The following is a 17,002-nucleotide window of genomic DNA, read 5'->3' as shown; positions in this document are numbered from 1 at the left end:
CGATGACTACACGAGAACAAACGCTGCGTGCGGCGGTGCGCGAACTGTGCGCCGAGTGGGACTACCAACCCCGATGCGACGCCTGGGGCGGCGACCCCGACCCCGAGTTCAGCCGGGAACTCGGGCGGCGCGGACTCCTCGCGCTGACCTGGCCGAAGGACCTTGGCGGCACCGCGGAATCGAACCTCTCCCGCCTCGCGGTCACCGAGGAACTGCTGCGGGCCGGCGCCCCGGTTTCCTACCACTGGGCGGGCGAACGGCAGATCGGCCCGACCCTGATCCGTCACGGCAGCCGGACGCTCCAGGACGAATTCTGTCCCCGACTGGCCCGGGCCGAGATCAGCTTCGCGCTCGGGATGAGCGAACCGGACGCCGGCTCCGACCTGGCCGCCGCCCGCACCACCGCCACCCGCACCGACGAGGGCTGGGTCATCAACGGCCGCAAGGTCTGGACGAGCGGCGCCCACTTCGCCGACTACCTCTACGTCCTCGCCCGCACCTCCACAGATGGGGACCGGCACGCCGGCCTGAGTGAGTTCGTGGTCGACACCTCCGCGCCCGGGGTACACGTGCAACCGATCCTCGGCATGGACGGCGGACATCACTTCAACGAAGTCGTCTTCGACGACGTGCACGTGCCCCACCGGTGGCTGATCGGCACCGAGGGACACGGCTGGCAGCAGGTCATCTCGCAGCTCGCCTTCGAACGCGGTGGCCCCGAACGGTTCCTGTCGATGTATCCGGTCCTGGGCGCAGTCCTCGACGCCGAAGTGCTCGACGACACCGACCGCGCCGCACTGCGCGTGCTGACCGCACAATTGACGGTTCTGCGCTCACTCGCGCGGGACATCGCGGCCGCCTTGGACGCCGGACGCAGCCCGGTCGCCGAGGCCGCCACCAGCAAGTACCTCGGAAACCGACTCGAGTTGGCCACGCTCGACTTCGTCCGGCCCCTGCTGGGCCGGTGCGATGAGCGAGTGCGCGCACTGTTCGACGCCGCCGTGATCGCCTCCCCGAAGTCGGGCCTGCGCGGCGGCGCCGCCCCGGTCATGCTGTCCATCGTCACGAAGGAAATGCAATGAGCACGACAATTCTCACCGACGAAGCCGCGCAACTAGCGGAAATCGTCGCCGATGTGGTGACTACCTGGGAACTTCCGGTTGCCGGCGGTCTCGTCTCGGAGGCCGAACACTTCCACGAACAGTGGAAGGTCGCCGAAGAATTGGGATGGACCACGATCCTCGACGACGTCGACTGCACCAGCTTCGAGGCGCTGGCCGAGTCGGCCGAACTCATCGACGCCGCTGCCGCTGCCACCCGCGCCCTCGCCCACGCAGGTGCCGCCCTCCCCGTCCGCCAGACCCTGGTTGCGCGCGCCCTCGCCGTCCAGCCGACAGCCCCCGGGCAAATCGTTGTCAGCGCGCACTCGTTCGGGGTCTGGGATCCGATCGCGACCGTCTTCGTCGGCGCCGACGGCACCACCGAAGCCCGGGCGGTGCAGGGTTCAGTGGACCGTGACGTCGCGGGCCGCCCGCTGCACCGAACCGACCTCCCGGAGGACCTCGGGGATCGACCCGACGGTGTGCTGGCCCAGTTCCTGCTCGTCCAGGAAATCGCAGGCGCAGCTTCCGGCGCGATCGAGCAGGCCCGCGCCTACGTCTCCAGCCGGATCCAGTTCGGCCGGCCCCTGATCAAGCTTCCCGCCGTGGCGCAGGAACTGGGCCGACTGCAAATCGCGCAGCTCCAACTCGACGAGGCGATCGCCGAGTTCGCTCGCCGACTGCACACCGCAGACCCCGAGCGGATTCGCTTCGCTGCCACCGCCGCCCGATCGCTCGCCTGCGATGTCGCCTCCGACGTCGCTACCCAGGCACACCAACTGCACGGTGCCCTCGGATTGACCGCGGACGCCACGCTCCGGCACCGCACACTGCTGCTGTGGGCCGACCGGGACGAGGGGCTGCACCAACGCAGCTGGGGCGGGCACACCCTCCCGACCCGCGAGGTCGACCTGTGGTCGCTGAGCGAGCCGGAGCACGCGCACCGGCTCTAGATGGCCGTCGCGCCCTTCCACCCGGACCCTCTGCCGGGTCAGGCAGGCCGAGCGAGTGGCACCCGGGATCCCCGCGGGCTCTCGACCACGCGTGGAGGAGGTAGTGCGCCGGCCGATCAGAAGGGTGGCGCACTCCGTCGATCCCGGGCCCAGGCGTGCGTGTTTCGCTTGTTCGCGCGCCTGGCCTTCAGGGATCCAGCAACCGATAAACGGTCGAGACACCCCTGAAACACAGTGGCGCTGAAACGCAGTGGCGCTGGAACGCAGTGGCGCTGGAACGCAGTGGCGCTGGAACACGGTGGCGCGCCGGCGCACTCTTGCGCGCGACCGACTGAGGTCGGGTTAACTGCCGGCGCTTGCTGCGGCGCGGGTAAATCCCAGAATTGCTTCCGCGCTGCTCGTCATGTGCTCGGCCATCAGGCGGCGCGCCCGCTCGCCGTCTCCGGCTTCGATCGCCGCGAAGATCTTGCGGTGCTGGTCATTGGAGGTGTGACGGGCCTGCGGGCCAACTCGGAACGCCCCCATCAGTGGGGACAACTCGGCCTGCAGCTCCGTCTCTGCCCGGGCCAGCCGCTGCGACCGCGTGCAGGAGGCGATGGTGACGTGAAAGGTTGCGTCACACTTGCGAAATTCCTCGAATGCCTCTGCGGCGTCCATACGTTCGATCAGTTCCCGCATCCCGTCGAGGTCCTCGGGCGTCGCGCGTTCGGCGGCCAGCGCCGCGCTCTCTCCGCCGATGGCGACGCGGTAATCGGTGAGGTCGGTGATGTACTCGTCGGTGATCGTCGCGATCCGCTTCTGCGCCTCGCGTTCGGGAACCGTTAGTGCCAGCTGTTTGACGTAGGTGCCACCCTGGCGCCCGCGTCGGGTCTCGACGTAGCCGGCTTCGCGCATCACCGCGAGTGCTTCGCGCAAGGTCATCGCGGAGATCCCCAGCTGGTCGGCCAGTTCCGACTCGGAGGGGAGTCGTGCTCCGACGTCGAAGATACCCAGGCCGATGGCATCACCGAGCCGGCGAACGGTCTGCGCGACCAGCCCCTCACCGCCGATCGGGGACAGGATGACACTGCGAACGAGCAGGGACGCCGGTGAGGGGGTCCGGGAGTCGGACGCCGAGTCATTTGTATCCATTATCTTCACAGTATATAGGTCTCGAGAAGGCAAAGTCGAGCACTTGCAACTCTAACATCTAATGTTAGAGTTAAAACATGAGTATCACATCTGCCACCGACGGCAATCTGCTGAAGATCACCGACCCGGGTTTCTCCGCGATGGGCGAGGAGATCCGTGCTGCCAGGAAGCAAAACTGGTATGCCCGAACTAATTACGGTATCGCGGTCCTACGTCACGGTGAGGTTGGTGCCCTGCTCAAGGATCGCCGCCTCCGGCAGGGGAGCTGGTCCTGGCCCGCGCAGAACGGCATCACCGACGGTGTGCTCTCGGACTGGTGGAAGCGCTCCCTGGTCGGCATGGAGGGCGAGGACCATGCCCGCATCCGCAAGCTGGTCAACCCCGCGTTCTCGCACTCGGTCATCGCGACGATGACCGAGAGTTTCCGCGAACTCGCCCACGATGTCATCGACCAGTTCGCTGACTCCGGCGCATGCGAGTTCATGACGGACTTCGCCGAACCGTACTCGTCTCGCGCCCTGTGCCGGCTGCTCGCCCTACCCGAAGAGGATTGGCGCGAACTCACGCAGCTCTCGGCCGACATGGGGCTGGCCTTCGGCCCCGAGATCGCCGAGCAGCGTGCCACGATCGAAGCCGCAATCCTCGCCCTCTACGCCCGCGCCGACGAACTCGTCGCCCAGCGCCGTATCCGGCCCACTGACGACTTCGTCTCGCAACTGGTTATCGCAACGGACGAGAACGGGGACCGGCTGAGCGATCAGGAACTTCGGGAGCTGATCACCAGCCTGATCTTCGGCGGCATGGATACCACCCGCAGCCAACTCGGTCTGATGATGCAGGCCTTCGTCGAGCACCCCGATCAATGGGCGCTGCTCGCCGACCAACCGGAACTCGCCGCCCAGGCCGTCGAGGAAGTCATTCGCTTCAATCCGACGATCCACTGGACCACCCGACTGGCCATCGAGGACTTCTCCTTCCAGGGCGTCGAAATCTCGGAGGGGACGGTGCTCCACCTCATGTCCTACTCCGCCGGTACCGACCCCCTCGCCGTCGGAGAGGCGAGCTTCGACATCACGGCCAAGCGTGCCCCCCACTTCGGTTTCGGGGGAGGGCGGCATCACTGCCTCGGGCACTTCGTCGCCCGCCTCGACATCCGCGAAGCGCTGCAAGCCCTTTCGCAGCGCCTCACCCGTCCGCGATTCTCCGCCCCGCCCAGTCATCGGCCACCGACCGGGAACACCGGCCCGATCGAGCTTCCCGTGAGCTTCGTTCCAGCACGCCCGAACTGACGGCAATGGTGACCGGCGTGCCGTCTCGCCGGGCAGGGGGGCGCGGTCGTCCCCTGCGGAGGGGCGGGAGAACCCACCCGCCGATACTTTTAACATAAAACCTCTTGTGTTAGCTGTATTGCGGCAGTAGCGTTCTCGCTCATCGATCGGAGTGCGCGTCGTCACACCCCGGTCGAGTCACCCTCACCGAAGGAGCTCACATGACCGAGCGGGAATCCACCGTCCACAGAACCGGATCACGCCGAAAGCAGCCGGCGTGCATCGCCACAGCGTCGAAGGCGGCCTGACATGACGAACCCCTCCACCCCCACACCAGGCGGCGACCCCACCACGGAGGCGCATCTCGAGACGGGACGCTTGGGCAGGGCCTCACTCGTCTCGTTGTCCCTGGCGTCCTTCTTTCCCGCAGTCGGCATCGCCTTGGTGCCCCTGCTCGTGTTCAGCACCGCCGGCACCAACGCATGGCAGGCATCACTTCTCTCCACGATCGCCGTCATCTGCGTCGGGCGAGCAGTCACCGCCTTCGCCCGGCGATACGTCGCCACCGGATCGCTCTACTCCTACATCGGAGAGGTATTCGGCCCCTGGGCCCGATACCTGACCGCGGCCGCTCTACTAGCCGGGTTCATCGCCGCGATCGGAGCGCTCGCCGCCGTCGTCGGGATCTTCGCCGGTAGCTTCTTGCTCTCCCACGGGGTCGATAACGCCCTGTCCTTCGGGCCGCAACTGGCAATTTTCCTCATCGCTCTCGCCCTCGCCGCCGCGATCGCCTACCGAGGCCTCGACACGTCGGTGTGGATCGCAGTGACCCTCGCGGTGCTGTCTTTCCCCCTCGTTCTGGTCATCACCGTCGCCAGCGCCGCCAAGACCGGACTCGATCTCGCCGACCAGTTCAGCCTCAGCGAGTTCAGCCTCAGCGGAACGCTCCAGGGCATGGCAGTCGGAGCCGCCTTCCTGGTCGGCTTCGAGTCCTGCACCGCCCTCGCCGCGGAGACCCGCAATCCTCGCCGCAACGTTCCTCTCGCGGTCATGTCCGTCCCAGTCCTCCTCGGCGGCCTCTTTCCCCTGGTCACCGTTCTCCAGGTCCCAGGACTGCAGGCGGCATCCGCCGAGCTGGAGGCAGGAATGTCGGCACCCGCGGCGCTGGCGCTGCATGCCGGACTCGGCTCCGGCGTCGCCACCGCCAGTGATCTGGTCCTCGCGGTCGCCACCTTCGCCGCACTCATCGGCTTCATCAACTACGGTGCGCGATTCGCCATGACCCTCGCCGGCGACGGAATCCTGCCTGCTCCGCTGGGCAAGATCCATCCTCGCCACCACAGCCCCTTCGTCAGCATCGCGGTCATGTCCGTCGCCGGGCTCGTCCTCGTCGCCGCCCTCGTCGCCGCCCTCGTCTTCACCGCGGGAGATGTTGTGTCGGCGTACTACACGGTCGCACCACTGGTCGTGTACCTGTGGGTGCTTCCGTACGTCCTGATCACCATCGGCGCCATCGTGCTCACCGTCCGGGCGCACGAGTCCCGGCCTTTCCTGATCGGTACATCCGTCTTCGGAGCCGTGGCGACCGCGTGGATGTACATCAACGGGGTCATCAATCCACCGCCCTCGCCGGCGAACGCCATGTCTTGGGTCGTGCTGATCGTCCTCGTCGTCCTCCTTGCCGTCTTCGCGATCACCAAGCGCAGAGCACCGAGCGCCGCGGTAGAAGTCGCACCGCAACCTGCTGCGGTCGAAGAAGTCTGACGAGTTCGAGTCTGAGAAACCGTGGTGGCTGGAAGGACACATCCTTCCAGCCACCACACCGTGCCCCACCGGTAAACGCAGAGGCCTCGACCAACGCCCCGTGCGCGGCTCCCGACTGCGGAGCCCGCGCAACGACACCATTTGAGAAAGAAACATCATGAACAAGCACACGCCCGCCTGGCACGACGACGAGGTGAGGGCCCTGTCCGAGCTCGCGGTCGGGTTCTTCGAACGCGAGGTGGTGGCGCACCACGAGAAGTGGGACGCTCAGCATCGCATCGACCGTGAGGTGTGGCTGGCGGCCGGCGAGCTGGGGTTGCTGTGCTGCTCGATTCCTGAGGAGTACGGCGGTGGTGGCGGCACGTTCGCGCACGACCTCGCCGTGTTCGAGGCCCAGGGTTATGCCGGCGACCTCGCGCTCGGCATCTCGGTGCACTCGGGCATCGTCGCGCACTACCTCCTCGAGTACGGCACCGAGGAGCAGAAGAAGACGTGGCTGCCGGGGATGGCGACCGGGGAGATCCTCGGCGCCATCGGCATGACAGAGCCCGGCGCCGGCTCGGATCTCAAGGCGATCAAGACCACCGCCATCCGGGACGGTGACGACTACATCGTCAACGGGTCGAAGACGTTCATCACCAACGGGGCGTCCGCCGACATGATCGTGCTGGCGGTCAAGACCGACCCGAAGGCCGGCGCCAAGGGGGTGGCGTTGCTGATCGTCGATCTGCGGGACTGCCCCGGGTTCGCCGTCGGGCGGGTGTTGGACAAGGTCGGTCAGCACGGCGCCGACACGTCGGAGTTGTCGTTCACCGATGTGCGGGTGCCGGTGTCAAACCTGCTCGGGGCGGAGGGGCAGGGTTTCGGGCAGTTGATGGCGCAGCTGGTGCAGGAGCGGCTGATCATCGGTGCGCAGGCGTCCGGGGCGATGACTCGTGCGGTCGAGGACACCGTGACGTACACGAAGTCGCGGCAGGCGTTCGGGCACAGTCTGTTCGAGTTCCAGAACACGGCGTTCGAGTTGGCCGAGTGCCAGACCATCGCCCGCACGTGTGCGGTGTTCCTGGACCATTGCATCGAGGCGCACCTGCGCGGGGAACTGGATCCGTCCGAGGCGGCGATGGTCAAGTACTGGCTCACCGAGCAGCAGTGTGCGGTGATCGACCGGTGCGTGCAGTTGCACGGCGGGTACGGGTACATGCGTGAGTACCTGATCGCCCGGATGTACGAGGACGCCCGCGTCCAGAAGATCTACGCGGGCGCCAACGAGGTGATGAAGGGAATCATCGCGAAGTCGCTGTAGCCGTCGCCGGCTCACGCGACACGTCGTACGCCGCCTCGTCGAACCGGCCGAGTCGCTGCCGCATGCGGTCGGTCGACCACGGCCAGTTGAAGCTGTTGCGGCCGTTGACGTCGAGGAAGTAACTCTGGCAGCCGCCGGCGTTGTAGACGGTGGTGGCCAGGGCTTCCTGGACCTGGGCGTTGAACGCGTCCTGCACGTCCCGGCGCGGTTCCATCCTTGTCCATCCGTTGCTCCGGGCCGCGGAGACGGCCTGGATCAGGTATTCGAGTTGCGCCTCGAGGATCATGAACGCCGACGTGTGGCCGGTGCCCAGGGCCGGTCCGAGGAGGACGAACGCATTGGGGAAGCCCGCGACAGTCGTGCCGAGGTACGCCTGCGGGCTGCCCTTCCAGTGATCGTCGAGGCTGCGGCCCTCGCCGTCGAACACCTTGGATCCGATCGGCATGTCGAGGATGTGGAAGCCGGTACCGAAGATGATGGCGTCCACCTCCCGTTCGGCGCCGTCGCTGCCGACGACGACGTTGCCGCGCACCGCTTGCACGGCGGTGGCGTGCACCTCGACGTTCGGACGGGTGAGCGCGGGGTAGTACGTGTTGGACAGCAGCAGCCGCTTGCAGCCGAGCGTGTACTCGGGCGTCAACGCCTTGCGCAGCTTGGGATCCCGTACCTGGGTACGCAGTTGCGCCTTGCCGATCTGCTGGATCACCCGCAGGATCCACGGGTGCCGGAAGCCGAGTCCGAGAGATTCCATGATCGCGTACTCGAGGCGTCGCAACGCGCGGATCGCACCCGGTACGCGGCGCAGGATCGTGCGCTCGACGCCGGGCAGCGTGTGGTCGGGCTTCGGCAGCACCCATTGCGCGGTCCGCTGATACAGATGGAGTTCCCCGACCTTCGGCTGGATGGCCGGGACGAATTGCACCGCGGACGCACCGGTTCCGACGACGGCCACGCGTTTGCCTGCGAGGTCGTAGTCGTGGTTCCAGCGGGAGGAGTGGAAGACCTCGCCGGTGAACGTGTCGAGACCGGGAATCGCGGGAACGAGCGGTTCGTTCCACGGCCCGGCGGCGGCGATGACGGCGTTTGCGGTGAACGTGCCCGCGGACGTGTCCACCGTCCAGCGCCTCGTCCGCTCGCTCCACTCGGTGCGTTGCATCTCGGTTCCGAACTTCACGTGGGCGGGCACCCCGTGATCGGTGGCGGTGCGCTCGATGTACCGGCGGATCTCCTCCTGCCCGGCGAACAACCGCGACCACTCCCGGTTCGGTGCGAACGAATAGGAGTACAGGGCCGAGGGGACGTCGCACGCGCAGCCCGGGTAGGTGTTGTCGCGCCACGTCCCGCCCAGCGCGTCCCCCTTCTCGAGAACGGCGAAGTTGTCGATCCCGCTCTGCTTCAGGCGGATGGCGGCCCCGATGCCGGAGATCCCGGCACCGACGATGAGGATGTCGTAGTGGTTCATGCGCGGACTCCGTTCGCGAGCTGGGCTCGGGTGGTGACGAGGGAATGTTCGAGGGTGGCGAGCCGGCGCCGGCCGTCCATGAAGTTCGGGCCCATGACGGCGAGGTCCTCGGCGGTCGCGTCGAGCCGGAGCACCCGCGTACCGGCCGCCTCCAGCCTCGCGACTTCGGCGTCCAGGCCCGCACTCATCCAGTTCCGCAGCATCCGGCGTTCGAGGCGGGCTGCCCGGCGTCCGGGGATGCGGCCGGTCGACGCCATCGGTGCCAGCACGATCACCTCGTCGAGTTCGAGGGGCAGCACGAGGTCGGCGGACGCGGTGGACGCCGCCCCGCCATCGACGAACCGCCGGGCGTCGAGGGGGACCGGGGGAAACCAGCCGGGAATCGCCCACGACGCCCGCAGAGCTTCGGGCAGGGTCGCGGCCGGTGCGCCGGGTGAGCCGAATGCGACGCGTTCGCCCGTGTCGTAGTCCATGCTCACCAGCCATGTCGCCGGGTGGCGAACCCAGCCGGACTCGCAGGCGAACCGCCGTGCGAGCCGGTCGAGCCAGGCGGTGTCGCCGCGGCCGCGGGGAAGGAGTCCGCTTGCGGCGGTGACGGGCGGCAGTCCGCGGCGCAGCAGACCCGGCGAGCCGAGGCCCGGCGCCGGGAGCGGCGGGAACCGTCCCGGTGCGGCGGCGAGATGCCCGTCGAGTGCCGGATGGGTGGCTCCACCGAGTTGCATCGCGAGCAGTTCGTCGACGCCGGCCCCGCCGCCCAGCATGGTGACGAGTTCGGCGCCCGCGGACGTGCCCACGAGCACGTCGGCGTCGCGCGGGTCCCAGCCCAGGGCGTCGCTCACGGCGACCAGGGCGGCCACCGTCCAGGCTGCGCCGAGCGTGCCGCCGCAACCGATCACCAGCCCGCGGCTGAGTTGTGTGTCACTCGAAGTCATACCTAGGAAGCTATCAGAAACCAGATACCGGCGGTATATGAAAAGTAGAATATTCTCGCAAGGGCTTCGGAGAAAGGGTGGGCATGGCGCGATTGACCAGGTCGGAGAGTCAGGCGCGGACGCGGGCGCATCTCGTCGCGACCGCGCGCGACCTCTTCCTCGCCGACGGGTACGCGGCCACCTCACTCGAGAAGGTGGCCGACGAGGCCGGCTACTCCAAGGGGGCGGTGTACTCCAACTTCAAGAACAAGAAGGAACTGTGCCTCGAGGTGCTCGGGCTCATTCACGCCACCAAGGGGCAGGAGATCGCGGAGGCGCTCGGCGGCGGTGAGACGATGGAGGAGCGACTCGAGGCGTTCCAGGCCTGGGCGGAGAAGGCACTCGGCGACGTCGGATGGACCATGCTGGAATTCGAACTGATCGTGCTGTCCCGTCACGACCCCGAACTCCGCGACGCCCTCACCGCCACCCTCGGTGTCGCGCGGGAGATTGCGGTCACGCTGCTGACATCGTTCACCGACTCACTCGGGGTCGTCCTGCCCGTGTCCGCGCAGGACGCGGCCGGCAGCATCCTCAGTCTCGGTGTCGGGCTGGGCATTCAGCGCGCCATCGATCCCACCATCTCGGCCAGGGTGGTCACCGACAACCTCCGGGTGCTGCTGGCCGTGTCGCAGCCGAGCGAACTCTAGATCCGTCAGAGCCAGTCGCGCCGTCGGAACAAGACATACAGCAGGCTCGCGGACGTCACGATCACGACGGTGCTGACGATCGTCCCCGACACCTGCCCGACCCCAGGGAACAGGACGTTCTGACCGAACCACCCCGTCACCGCGGTGGGGACCGCGATGATGGCCGCCCAGCCGGTGAGCTTCTTCATGACGGTGTTGAGCCGGGCGTCCTGCAGCGACAGATTCGTCTCGAACACGGTCACCACCATGTCGCGCAACGACTCCGTCCACTCGGCGGCACGCGTCACGTGGTCGTAGAGATCGGTGTACAGGCTGTCGAGAACCGGCGACCGATCGTGTTCGGATTCGGCGCGCCCGCGGATGACGGCGCCCACCACTTCCCGCATCGGCAGCACGACGCGACGCAGTTGCACCAGTTCCTTCCGCAGCCGGTACGTGCGCTGCTGAATCTCCTTGGTCCGCGCGGACTCGTCGAACAGTCCCTCCTCGAGCGCTTCGATCGCGTCGTCGATGGTCTCGATCGTCTCGAACTGGCCGTCCACGACGGCGTCGAGCAGACCGTGCAGGAGCGCGAGTGCGCCCGAACGCGGTGTGAGCAGCGCGGGGTCCTCCTCCCAGCGCTCCACCACCTGCGACATGTCGAACCGGTCGTCCCGCCGCACCGTGATGATGCCGTTCGACAGCACGAACGCCGAGACGCGGCTGAGCCGAAGCCGTGAGGCGAGGACGCCGAGCGTGCTGACGTCGTCGGCGTCGAACCAGGTTGCGTACGCGGTCACGAATGCGTGGCCGGCGTAACGCGTCGCCTTCGGTCGCTCACCGCGGGCGACGGCATCCTCGATGGCGTTCGGATCGAGCGACAATTCGTTCGCCAACTCGGTCAGGCACTCGTGGTCGGGGTCGCACAGATCGACCCACACGAGCGCGTTCTCGTCCCGCACCTTCTCGGACACGTCGGCAAGCGGAAAGTCCTTGCCCACGCACTCGCCATCACGCCACACACGGGTTCGCACCAGGTTGAGGGTCACTCACCCAGTCTGCCGAACACTCCGGGCGGGGAGGCGGTTATGACGCGCGATCGGAGGAGTACCCCCACAGCCAGTCGGTGTACTTGTAGCTCGACGTGTCCCGGGTGCGGAACAGTTCGTTGCGTGCGATGCGGGCGGTGCCGTCGAGGTGCCACAACTCGCCCCACATGCGTCCGGTGGTGAGGATGCGATTGCAGCGCGGTGCGCGTTCGGTGTTGACCTCCTTCAGGATCTGCGGCCACGCGGAGTTGCCACCGCCGGCGGAGAAGTCCTCGTCGGCGTAGTCGGCCAGGCACTTCGCGTCCTCGATCGCCATCACCGCTCCCGACGCCAGGTACTGCAGCGGGGGGTGCGCGGCGTCGCCGAGCAGGATCATCCGCCCGTCCACCCAGTTCTCGATGGGCTCCCGGTCGTACATCGGCCACCAGCGGTCCTTCCACAGGTAGTCGATACCGCGGCGGACGTTCTCGTGGCAGTGCGCGTAGGCCTGCTCGAGTTCCTCGGGGCCGCCCCAGTTCTCGACCCCGTTCTTGTAGCCGGGCGATTCGAAAACCGCGACCTGGTTGAGCATCTGCCCGCCGCGCAGCGGGTACTGGATGAAGTGGCATCCCGGTCCGATGTACCCGACCACGTCCTCGATGTCCTCGTCGAGGTCGACCTCGTCGTACGGTGTGGTGCCGCGGTAGGCGGCGTAGCCGGACGACACCGGTTCGTCGTCCGAGATCTTCGCCCGCAGAAGGGATTTGAGGCCGTCCATGCCGAGGGCGATGTCGGCCTCGTGGGTGCGGCCGTCGTCGGTGCTCACGTGCACCCGGTCGCCGTCGGTGACCACGTCGGTGACGGTGACGCCCGTGTGCAGTTCGGCGCCCGCTGCCCGCGCGGCGTCGACGAGCGTCGCGTGCAGGTCGCTGCGGTGGGTCACGAAGTACGGCCCGCCGTAGCGGGCCCGGAACTCGGCGCCGAGGTCGATCTTCGTGAGCACCTCGGCGGTCACGGCGTCGCGGAACACGATGTTCTTGGGCAGGAAAGCCCGGGAGAGAACGTCGTCGAGCACACCCCAGGAGTCGAGGATGCGGGCGCCGTGCGGTCCGACCTGCAGTCCGGCACCGACCTCGCCGAATTCGCTGGCCCGTTCGAACAGCGTGACGTTCGCGCCCTTCCTGGCGAGGGCGAGGGCGTTGGCCGCGCCGCCGATCCCGCCTCCGGCGATGATGATGCGTGCGTCCTGCAGGTTCGACATGACAGTTCCTTCGTTTCGAGCGTTCGGGTCAGGTGAGTGGCAAAGCGTGCCGGGGGACACGGCGGCACTCACGTGGGGGAGGGGAAGCGGCGCCAGATCACGGTGAGCAGCAGTGCGGCGACGAGCGCGCTGACGCCGAAGAGGATGAAGTTGGAATCCGCGCCGAGCCCGGCGGCCAGCAGCAAGCCGCCGATCTGTGGTGCCGCGACGGCCCCGACACGGCCGACGCCGAGCGCCCAGCCGAGGGCGGTGCCGCGCAGATAGTCGGGGTAGTGGGATGCGACCGCGGCGATGATGAGGCACTGGGTTCCGTGGGTCCCGACGCCGGCGAGCACGAAGATGACGTAGACCAGCGCGACCGGCGGGGAGGTGAGCAATGTCAGCAGCGCGAGGCCCGCGAGCAGGGCGGCGACGATGCTGGTGGGGATCGTGCCGAAGCGGACGCCGCCCCACGCGGTGACGAACGAGCCCACGACGGCGCCGAGGTTGAGTGCGAGGGCGAACGTGAGCGCGCTGCCGAGGTCGGTGCCGGCACCCTGCATGAGTTTCGGCAGCCACGTGCCGAGGCCGTACCAGGCGAGGAGGGTGACCATCGTGGCGAGCGCGAACATGATGCTGACGGAACGGAATCGGGTACCGAGCAGTGCGCTGAAGCCCGTGGCCGGCCGCACCTCCGTCGACGTCACCGCCGCAGTGTGGTTGGGTAGCGTCCGCCACGCGATCGGCACCAGCAGGATCAGTGGGACGAGCGCGAACGCGAACATCGGCTGCCAGCCCCAGTTCGGGATGACGGGGATGCCGAGCAGTGCCGCGATCGAACCGCCGATGGGAACCCCGGACATCATCATCGTGGCCACCGCGGCGCGCCACCTTGCGGGGACCAGTTCCGCGGCAAGCGCATTGGACGTCGGAACCAGGCCGCCCAGGCCGAGCCCTGCGATCAGACGCAATGCGCCGAACATGACCGGTCCGGTCGCCAGCGCGCACAGCGCGGTGAACACGGACAGCACGATCGCGCAGCCGATCACCGCCCGCTTGCGGCCCACGATGTCGGAGAGGCGGCCCGCGAGGACGGCGCCGATCATCATTCCGAGGAACGCGAGACTGCCGAGCGTGCCCGCGGTCGCGGCGCTGATGCCCCATTCGTTCTGGAGGCTCGGGATGACGTTGCCGTAGACGATGAGGTCGTAGCCGTCGAAGACCACGAAGAGCCAGCAGACGACGACGGCGATCGTGGCGGTGCGGTCCAGTCCGACGCGGTTCGTCGTCGGCGCCGCGGTGGTGGCGGTGAGGGGCATGAATCGAGAGTGATGCGGCGCACAGCACCCGTGCAATAAAGTTCTGCTGTGCAGAAAAAGAAGACCATCGAGAAGCCGGCGTACATGTTGGAGTCCGTCGACAACGCGCTGCGCCTGCTGCAGATGCTGCGCGACGTCGGAGCGCTGCGGATCAAGGACGCCGCCGAGGAACTCGGCATCGCACCGTCGACCGCGCATCGGCTGATGGCGATGCTGGTGTATCGGGGGTTCGCCGTTCAGGACGAGAAACGCCGGTACCACCCCGGGGCGGCGATGGGGGCCGGCCCGGCACAGCGAGGGTGGACACGAGAGTTCAACGACCTCTGCCGGCCCCACATGGAGGCACTCGCGATCCTCTGCGGCGAGACCGTCAACCTCGTGATCCGCGTCGGCACCCAGGCCCGCTTCCTGTCGTCCGCCGAGTCGGCGGGAATCTTGCGGGTCGGCGACCGTCAGGGGCAGGTTCTCGACGCGGAATTGACTGCAGGAGGACGCATTTTGCTGGCGGAGCTACCGAGGGACACTCTCGCGCAGCTGTACCTGCGGCCGGAAGGTCTGGCCGACGACGAACGCGAGTGGGGCGACCGCCGTCTGCCTGCCGACGAGTTCGAGCAGTTCTACCGGGAACTGTCCGCCGCCCGCGCCGTCGGGTTCGCCGTCAACGTGCAGCAGACCGAGGAAGGCGTCGCCGCATTCGGTGTCGCCATCCGGAACCGGGCCCGAACCGCCGTCGGAGCGCTGACCGTGGCCGTGCCGATCACCCGCTTCCGTCAGCACTCGCAGGGCCCGCTGGTGTCGCAGATCAAGAACGCGATCCGCGAACTCGAGGTGGACATCGCGGACCTCGAACCCTGACCGATCATTCTGCACACAAGAATCTTGTATCGACGGGGCGGCGGGCACTCCTAGCGTCGATGCCATGACCGCCACCGAACCGCACGTCGACGACGACCCCGCGCTGAAGCAGCTGTACACCGATTTCGAGGCCGAGCACCTGAATCCGTTGTGGACTCAGCTCGGCGATTTGATGCCGATGACGCCGACGTCACGGGCGGTGCCGTTCGTGTGGAAGTGGTCGACGCTGTACCCGCTGGCGCAGCGGGCGGGGGATCTGGTCCCGGTCGGTCGCGGCGGGGAGCGGCGGGCGATCGCGCTGGCCAACCCGGGCCTGGGGGGTGTGCCGTATGTGACGCCGACGTTGTGGGCGGCGATCCAATATCTGGGGCCGAAGGAGGTGGCGCCGGAGCACCGGCACGCGCAGAACGCGTTCCGGTTCGTCGTCGAGGGCGAGGGGGTGTGGACGGTCGTCAACGGGGATCCGGTGGCGATGCGCCGCGGCGATTTCCTGCTGACCCCGGGCTGGCATTTCCACGGCCACCACAACGAGACCGACCAGCCGATGGCGTGGATCGACGGCCTCGACATTCCGTTCGTGCACTACACCGACACCGGGTTCTTCGAGTTCGGCTCCGAGAACGTCACCGACGATTCGACCCCGGATGTGTCCCGGTCGGAGCGGTTGTGGGCGCATCCGGGACTGCGGCCGCTGGTCGGGTTGGACGCGAAGACGTCCTCGCCGATCGCGGCGTACCGGTGGGAGCACACCGACGCGGCGCTGCGTGAGCAGTTGGCGCTGGAGGACGAGGGGTACGCGGCGACCACCGAACCCGGTCATGCCGCGGTCCGCTACACCAACCCGACCACCGGAGGGGACGTGATGCCCACGATTCGGGCCGAGTTCCACCGGTTGCGGGCCGGTGCCCGCACCAGGCCGCGCCGGGACGTCGGCTCGACCGTCTACCAGGTGTTCGAGGGGTCGGGCCGGTTCGTCCTCGGCGGGCAGACCCGCACCGTCGGCAAGGGCGACATGATCGTGGTCCCGTCCTGGACGGAGTGGTCGATCGAGGCCGGCACCGAGTTCGACCTGTTCGCGTTCTCCGACGCCCCGATCGTCGAGCGCCTGCACTTTCATCGCACGTACATTTCCGAAGGAGCCTGAAATCTCATGAAGCTTGCCACCCTGCGCCGCGCCGGTGCGACCGTCGCCGTTCGCGTCGATGACGACACCACCGCCACCGTCATCGACGGCTACCCGGATCTGTCCGTGCTGTTGACCGACCCGGACTGGAAGTCGATCGCGGAGAACGCATCCGGTGACGCCGTGAGCCTCGACGGCGCGGATTACGCGCCGGTGGTGCCGAATCCGGGGAAGATCATCTGCGTCGGGTTGAACTACGCCAACCACATCAAGGAGATGGGCCGCGACCTGCCCGAGTTCCCAACCCTGTTCGCGAAGTTCCGGGAGGCGCTGACCGGGCCGTACGACGACGTGATCGTCCCCGCCTACGCCGCCGCCCAGCTGGACTGGGAGGGGGAATTGGCGTTCGTCGTCGGCAGGCAGGCGTACCAGGTGTCGGAGTCGGACGCGGAGTCCTACATCGCCGGGTACTCGGTGATGAACGATTACACGATGCGCGACTACCAGTACCGGACGTTGCAGTGGGATCAGGGCAAGACGTTCGAGAAGACCAGCGGTTTCGGGCCGTTCCTGACGACCGCCGACTCCTACACGTTCGGTGGCGCGCTCGTCACGACGCTCGACGGGCAGGTGGTGCAGACCACCACGACGGACGATCTGGTGTTCACCCCGGCCAAGCTGGTGGAGTACATCTCGCACATCGTGACGCTGCAGCCCGGTGACGTGGTGATCACCGGAACCCCGGGTGGTGTCGGGCACGCCCGCAAGCCCGGTCTCTACATTCAGGACGGGCAGACGGTCGAGGTCACCATCGACGGGCTCGGTTCGGTGCGTAACAAGACGATCGTCAAGTAGG

At 67.6% G+C, this 17,002-nt stretch carries 15 protein-coding genes; 9 read left to right on the top strand and 6 right to left on the bottom strand.

Features of this window, described 5'->3' with window-relative positions:
• Window positions 1-2: 2 nt before the first annotated feature.
• Window positions 3-1,082 (top strand): acyl-CoA dehydrogenase family protein, encoded by a 1,080-nt coding sequence (locus P3H15_RS04290; RefSeq protein ID WP_276136105.1) that lies wholly within the window; start codon window positions 3-5, stop codon window positions 1,080-1,082.
• Window positions 1,079-2,053 carry an acyl-CoA dehydrogenase family protein gene (locus P3H15_RS04285; protein ID WP_276136104.1) on the top strand — a complete coding sequence of 325 codons (975 nt, stop codon included), beginning with the start codon at window positions 1,079-1,081 and terminating at the stop codon, window positions 2,051-2,053. Before P3H15_RS04290 ends, P3H15_RS04285 begins: the two co-directional genes overlap by 4 nt.
• Before the next feature lie 342 nt (window positions 2,054-2,395).
• Here P3H15_RS04285 and P3H15_RS04280 read toward each other — a convergent pair whose 3' ends face one another.
• Entirely contained in the window at window positions 2,396-3,184 is a 789-nt protein-coding gene (locus tag P3H15_RS04280) for a FadR/GntR family transcriptional regulator (RefSeq protein ID WP_276136103.1), read from the bottom strand.
• 77 nt (window positions 3,185-3,261) lie between these two features.
• Between P3H15_RS04280 and P3H15_RS04275 the strand changes: the two genes are divergently transcribed.
• The 3 genes from P3H15_RS04275 (at window position 3,262) to P3H15_RS04265 (ending at window position 7,519) form a co-directional block, all read left to right on the top strand.
• Window positions 3,262-4,473: a cytochrome P450 gene (locus P3H15_RS04275; protein ID WP_276136102.1), complete on the top strand. Its 1,212-nt coding sequence runs from the start codon at window positions 3,262-3,264 to the stop codon at window positions 4,471-4,473.
• Between the two features lie 288 nt (window positions 4,474-4,761).
• Entirely contained in the window at window positions 4,762-6,216 is a 1,455-nt protein-coding gene (locus P3H15_RS04270) for an APC family permease (protein ID WP_276136101.1), read from the top strand.
• 157 nt (window positions 6,217-6,373) lie between these two features.
• Window positions 6,374-7,519 (top strand): acyl-CoA dehydrogenase family protein, encoded by a 1,146-nt coding sequence (locus P3H15_RS04265; protein WP_276136100.1) that lies wholly within the window; start codon window positions 6,374-6,376, stop codon window positions 7,517-7,519.
• Here the strand turns inward: P3H15_RS04265 and P3H15_RS04260 are convergent.
• Window positions 7,500-8,981 (bottom strand): NAD(P)/FAD-dependent oxidoreductase, encoded by a 1,482-nt coding sequence (locus P3H15_RS04260; protein ID WP_276136099.1) that lies wholly within the window; start codon window positions 8,979-8,981, stop codon window positions 7,500-7,502. The genes P3H15_RS04265 and P3H15_RS04260 overlap by 20 nt on opposite strands.
• The gene (locus tag P3H15_RS04255; RefSeq protein WP_276136098.1) at window positions 8,978-9,913 is read right to left on the bottom strand and encodes a patatin-like phospholipase family protein; all 936 of its coding nucleotides are present in this window, start codon (window positions 9,911-9,913) and stop codon (window positions 8,978-8,980) included. The genes P3H15_RS04260 and P3H15_RS04255 overlap by 4 nt, the downstream gene beginning before the upstream one ends.
• An 83-nt stretch (window positions 9,914-9,996) precedes the next feature.
• Here P3H15_RS04255 and P3H15_RS04250 point away from each other — a divergent pair, with 83 nt between their 5' ends.
• On the top strand, window positions 9,997-10,602 hold the full coding sequence (locus P3H15_RS04250) for a TetR/AcrR family transcriptional regulator (RefSeq protein ID WP_276136097.1): 606 nt from the start codon (window positions 9,997-9,999) through the stop codon (window positions 10,600-10,602).
• Window positions 10,603-10,607: 5 nt separating this feature from the next.
• On the opposite strand, the gene P3H15_RS04245 is transcribed toward P3H15_RS04250, so the two are convergent.
• The 3 genes from P3H15_RS04245 to P3H15_RS04235 all read right to left on the bottom strand — a co-directional run bounded on the left by P3H15_RS04245 (window position 10,608) and on the right by P3H15_RS04235 (window position 14,168).
• Window positions 10,608-11,630: a magnesium transporter CorA family protein gene (locus P3H15_RS04245; protein ID WP_276136096.1), complete on the bottom strand. Its 1,023-nt coding sequence runs from the start codon at window positions 11,628-11,630 to the stop codon at window positions 10,608-10,610.
• 37 nt (window positions 11,631-11,667) lie between these two features.
• Entirely contained in the window at window positions 11,668-12,870 is a 1,203-nt protein-coding gene (locus P3H15_RS04240; RefSeq protein WP_276136095.1) for an FAD-dependent monooxygenase, read from the bottom strand.
• A gap of 68 nt (window positions 12,871-12,938) precedes the next feature.
• Window positions 12,939-14,168 (bottom strand): aromatic acid/H+ symport family MFS transporter, encoded by a 1,230-nt coding sequence (locus tag P3H15_RS04235; protein ID WP_276136094.1) that lies wholly within the window; start codon window positions 14,166-14,168, stop codon window positions 12,939-12,941.
• A 48-nt stretch (window positions 14,169-14,216) separates the two neighbouring features.
• Between P3H15_RS04235 and P3H15_RS04230 the strand changes: the two genes are divergently transcribed.
• From P3H15_RS04230 to P3H15_RS04220, 3 genes are all read left to right on the top strand, one after another.
• On the top strand, window positions 14,217-15,023 hold the full coding sequence (locus P3H15_RS04230; RefSeq protein WP_276136093.1) for an IclR family transcriptional regulator: 807 nt from the start codon (window positions 14,217-14,219) through the stop codon (window positions 15,021-15,023).
• A 64-nt stretch (window positions 15,024-15,087) separates the two neighbouring features.
• Window positions 15,088-16,167 (top strand): cupin domain-containing protein, encoded by a 1,080-nt coding sequence (locus P3H15_RS04225; protein WP_276136092.1) that lies wholly within the window; start codon window positions 15,088-15,090, stop codon window positions 16,165-16,167.
• 6 nt (window positions 16,168-16,173) lie between these two features.
• Complete coding sequence (locus P3H15_RS04220) at window positions 16,174-17,001, top strand: fumarylacetoacetate hydrolase family protein (protein WP_276136091.1); 828 nt, start codon at window positions 16,174-16,176, stop codon at window positions 16,999-17,001.
• Window position 17,002 lies beyond the last annotated feature (1 nt).

It is taken from the genome of Rhodococcus sp. T2V (genome assembly GCF_029269925.1).
Taxonomy (GTDB): Bacteria; Actinomycetota; Actinomycetes; order Mycobacteriales; family Mycobacteriaceae; genus Rhodococcus_F; species Rhodococcus_F koreensis.
The sequence above is the reverse complement of the archived record's forward strand: the minus strand, read 5'-3'. Positions and strand labels throughout refer to the sequence as shown.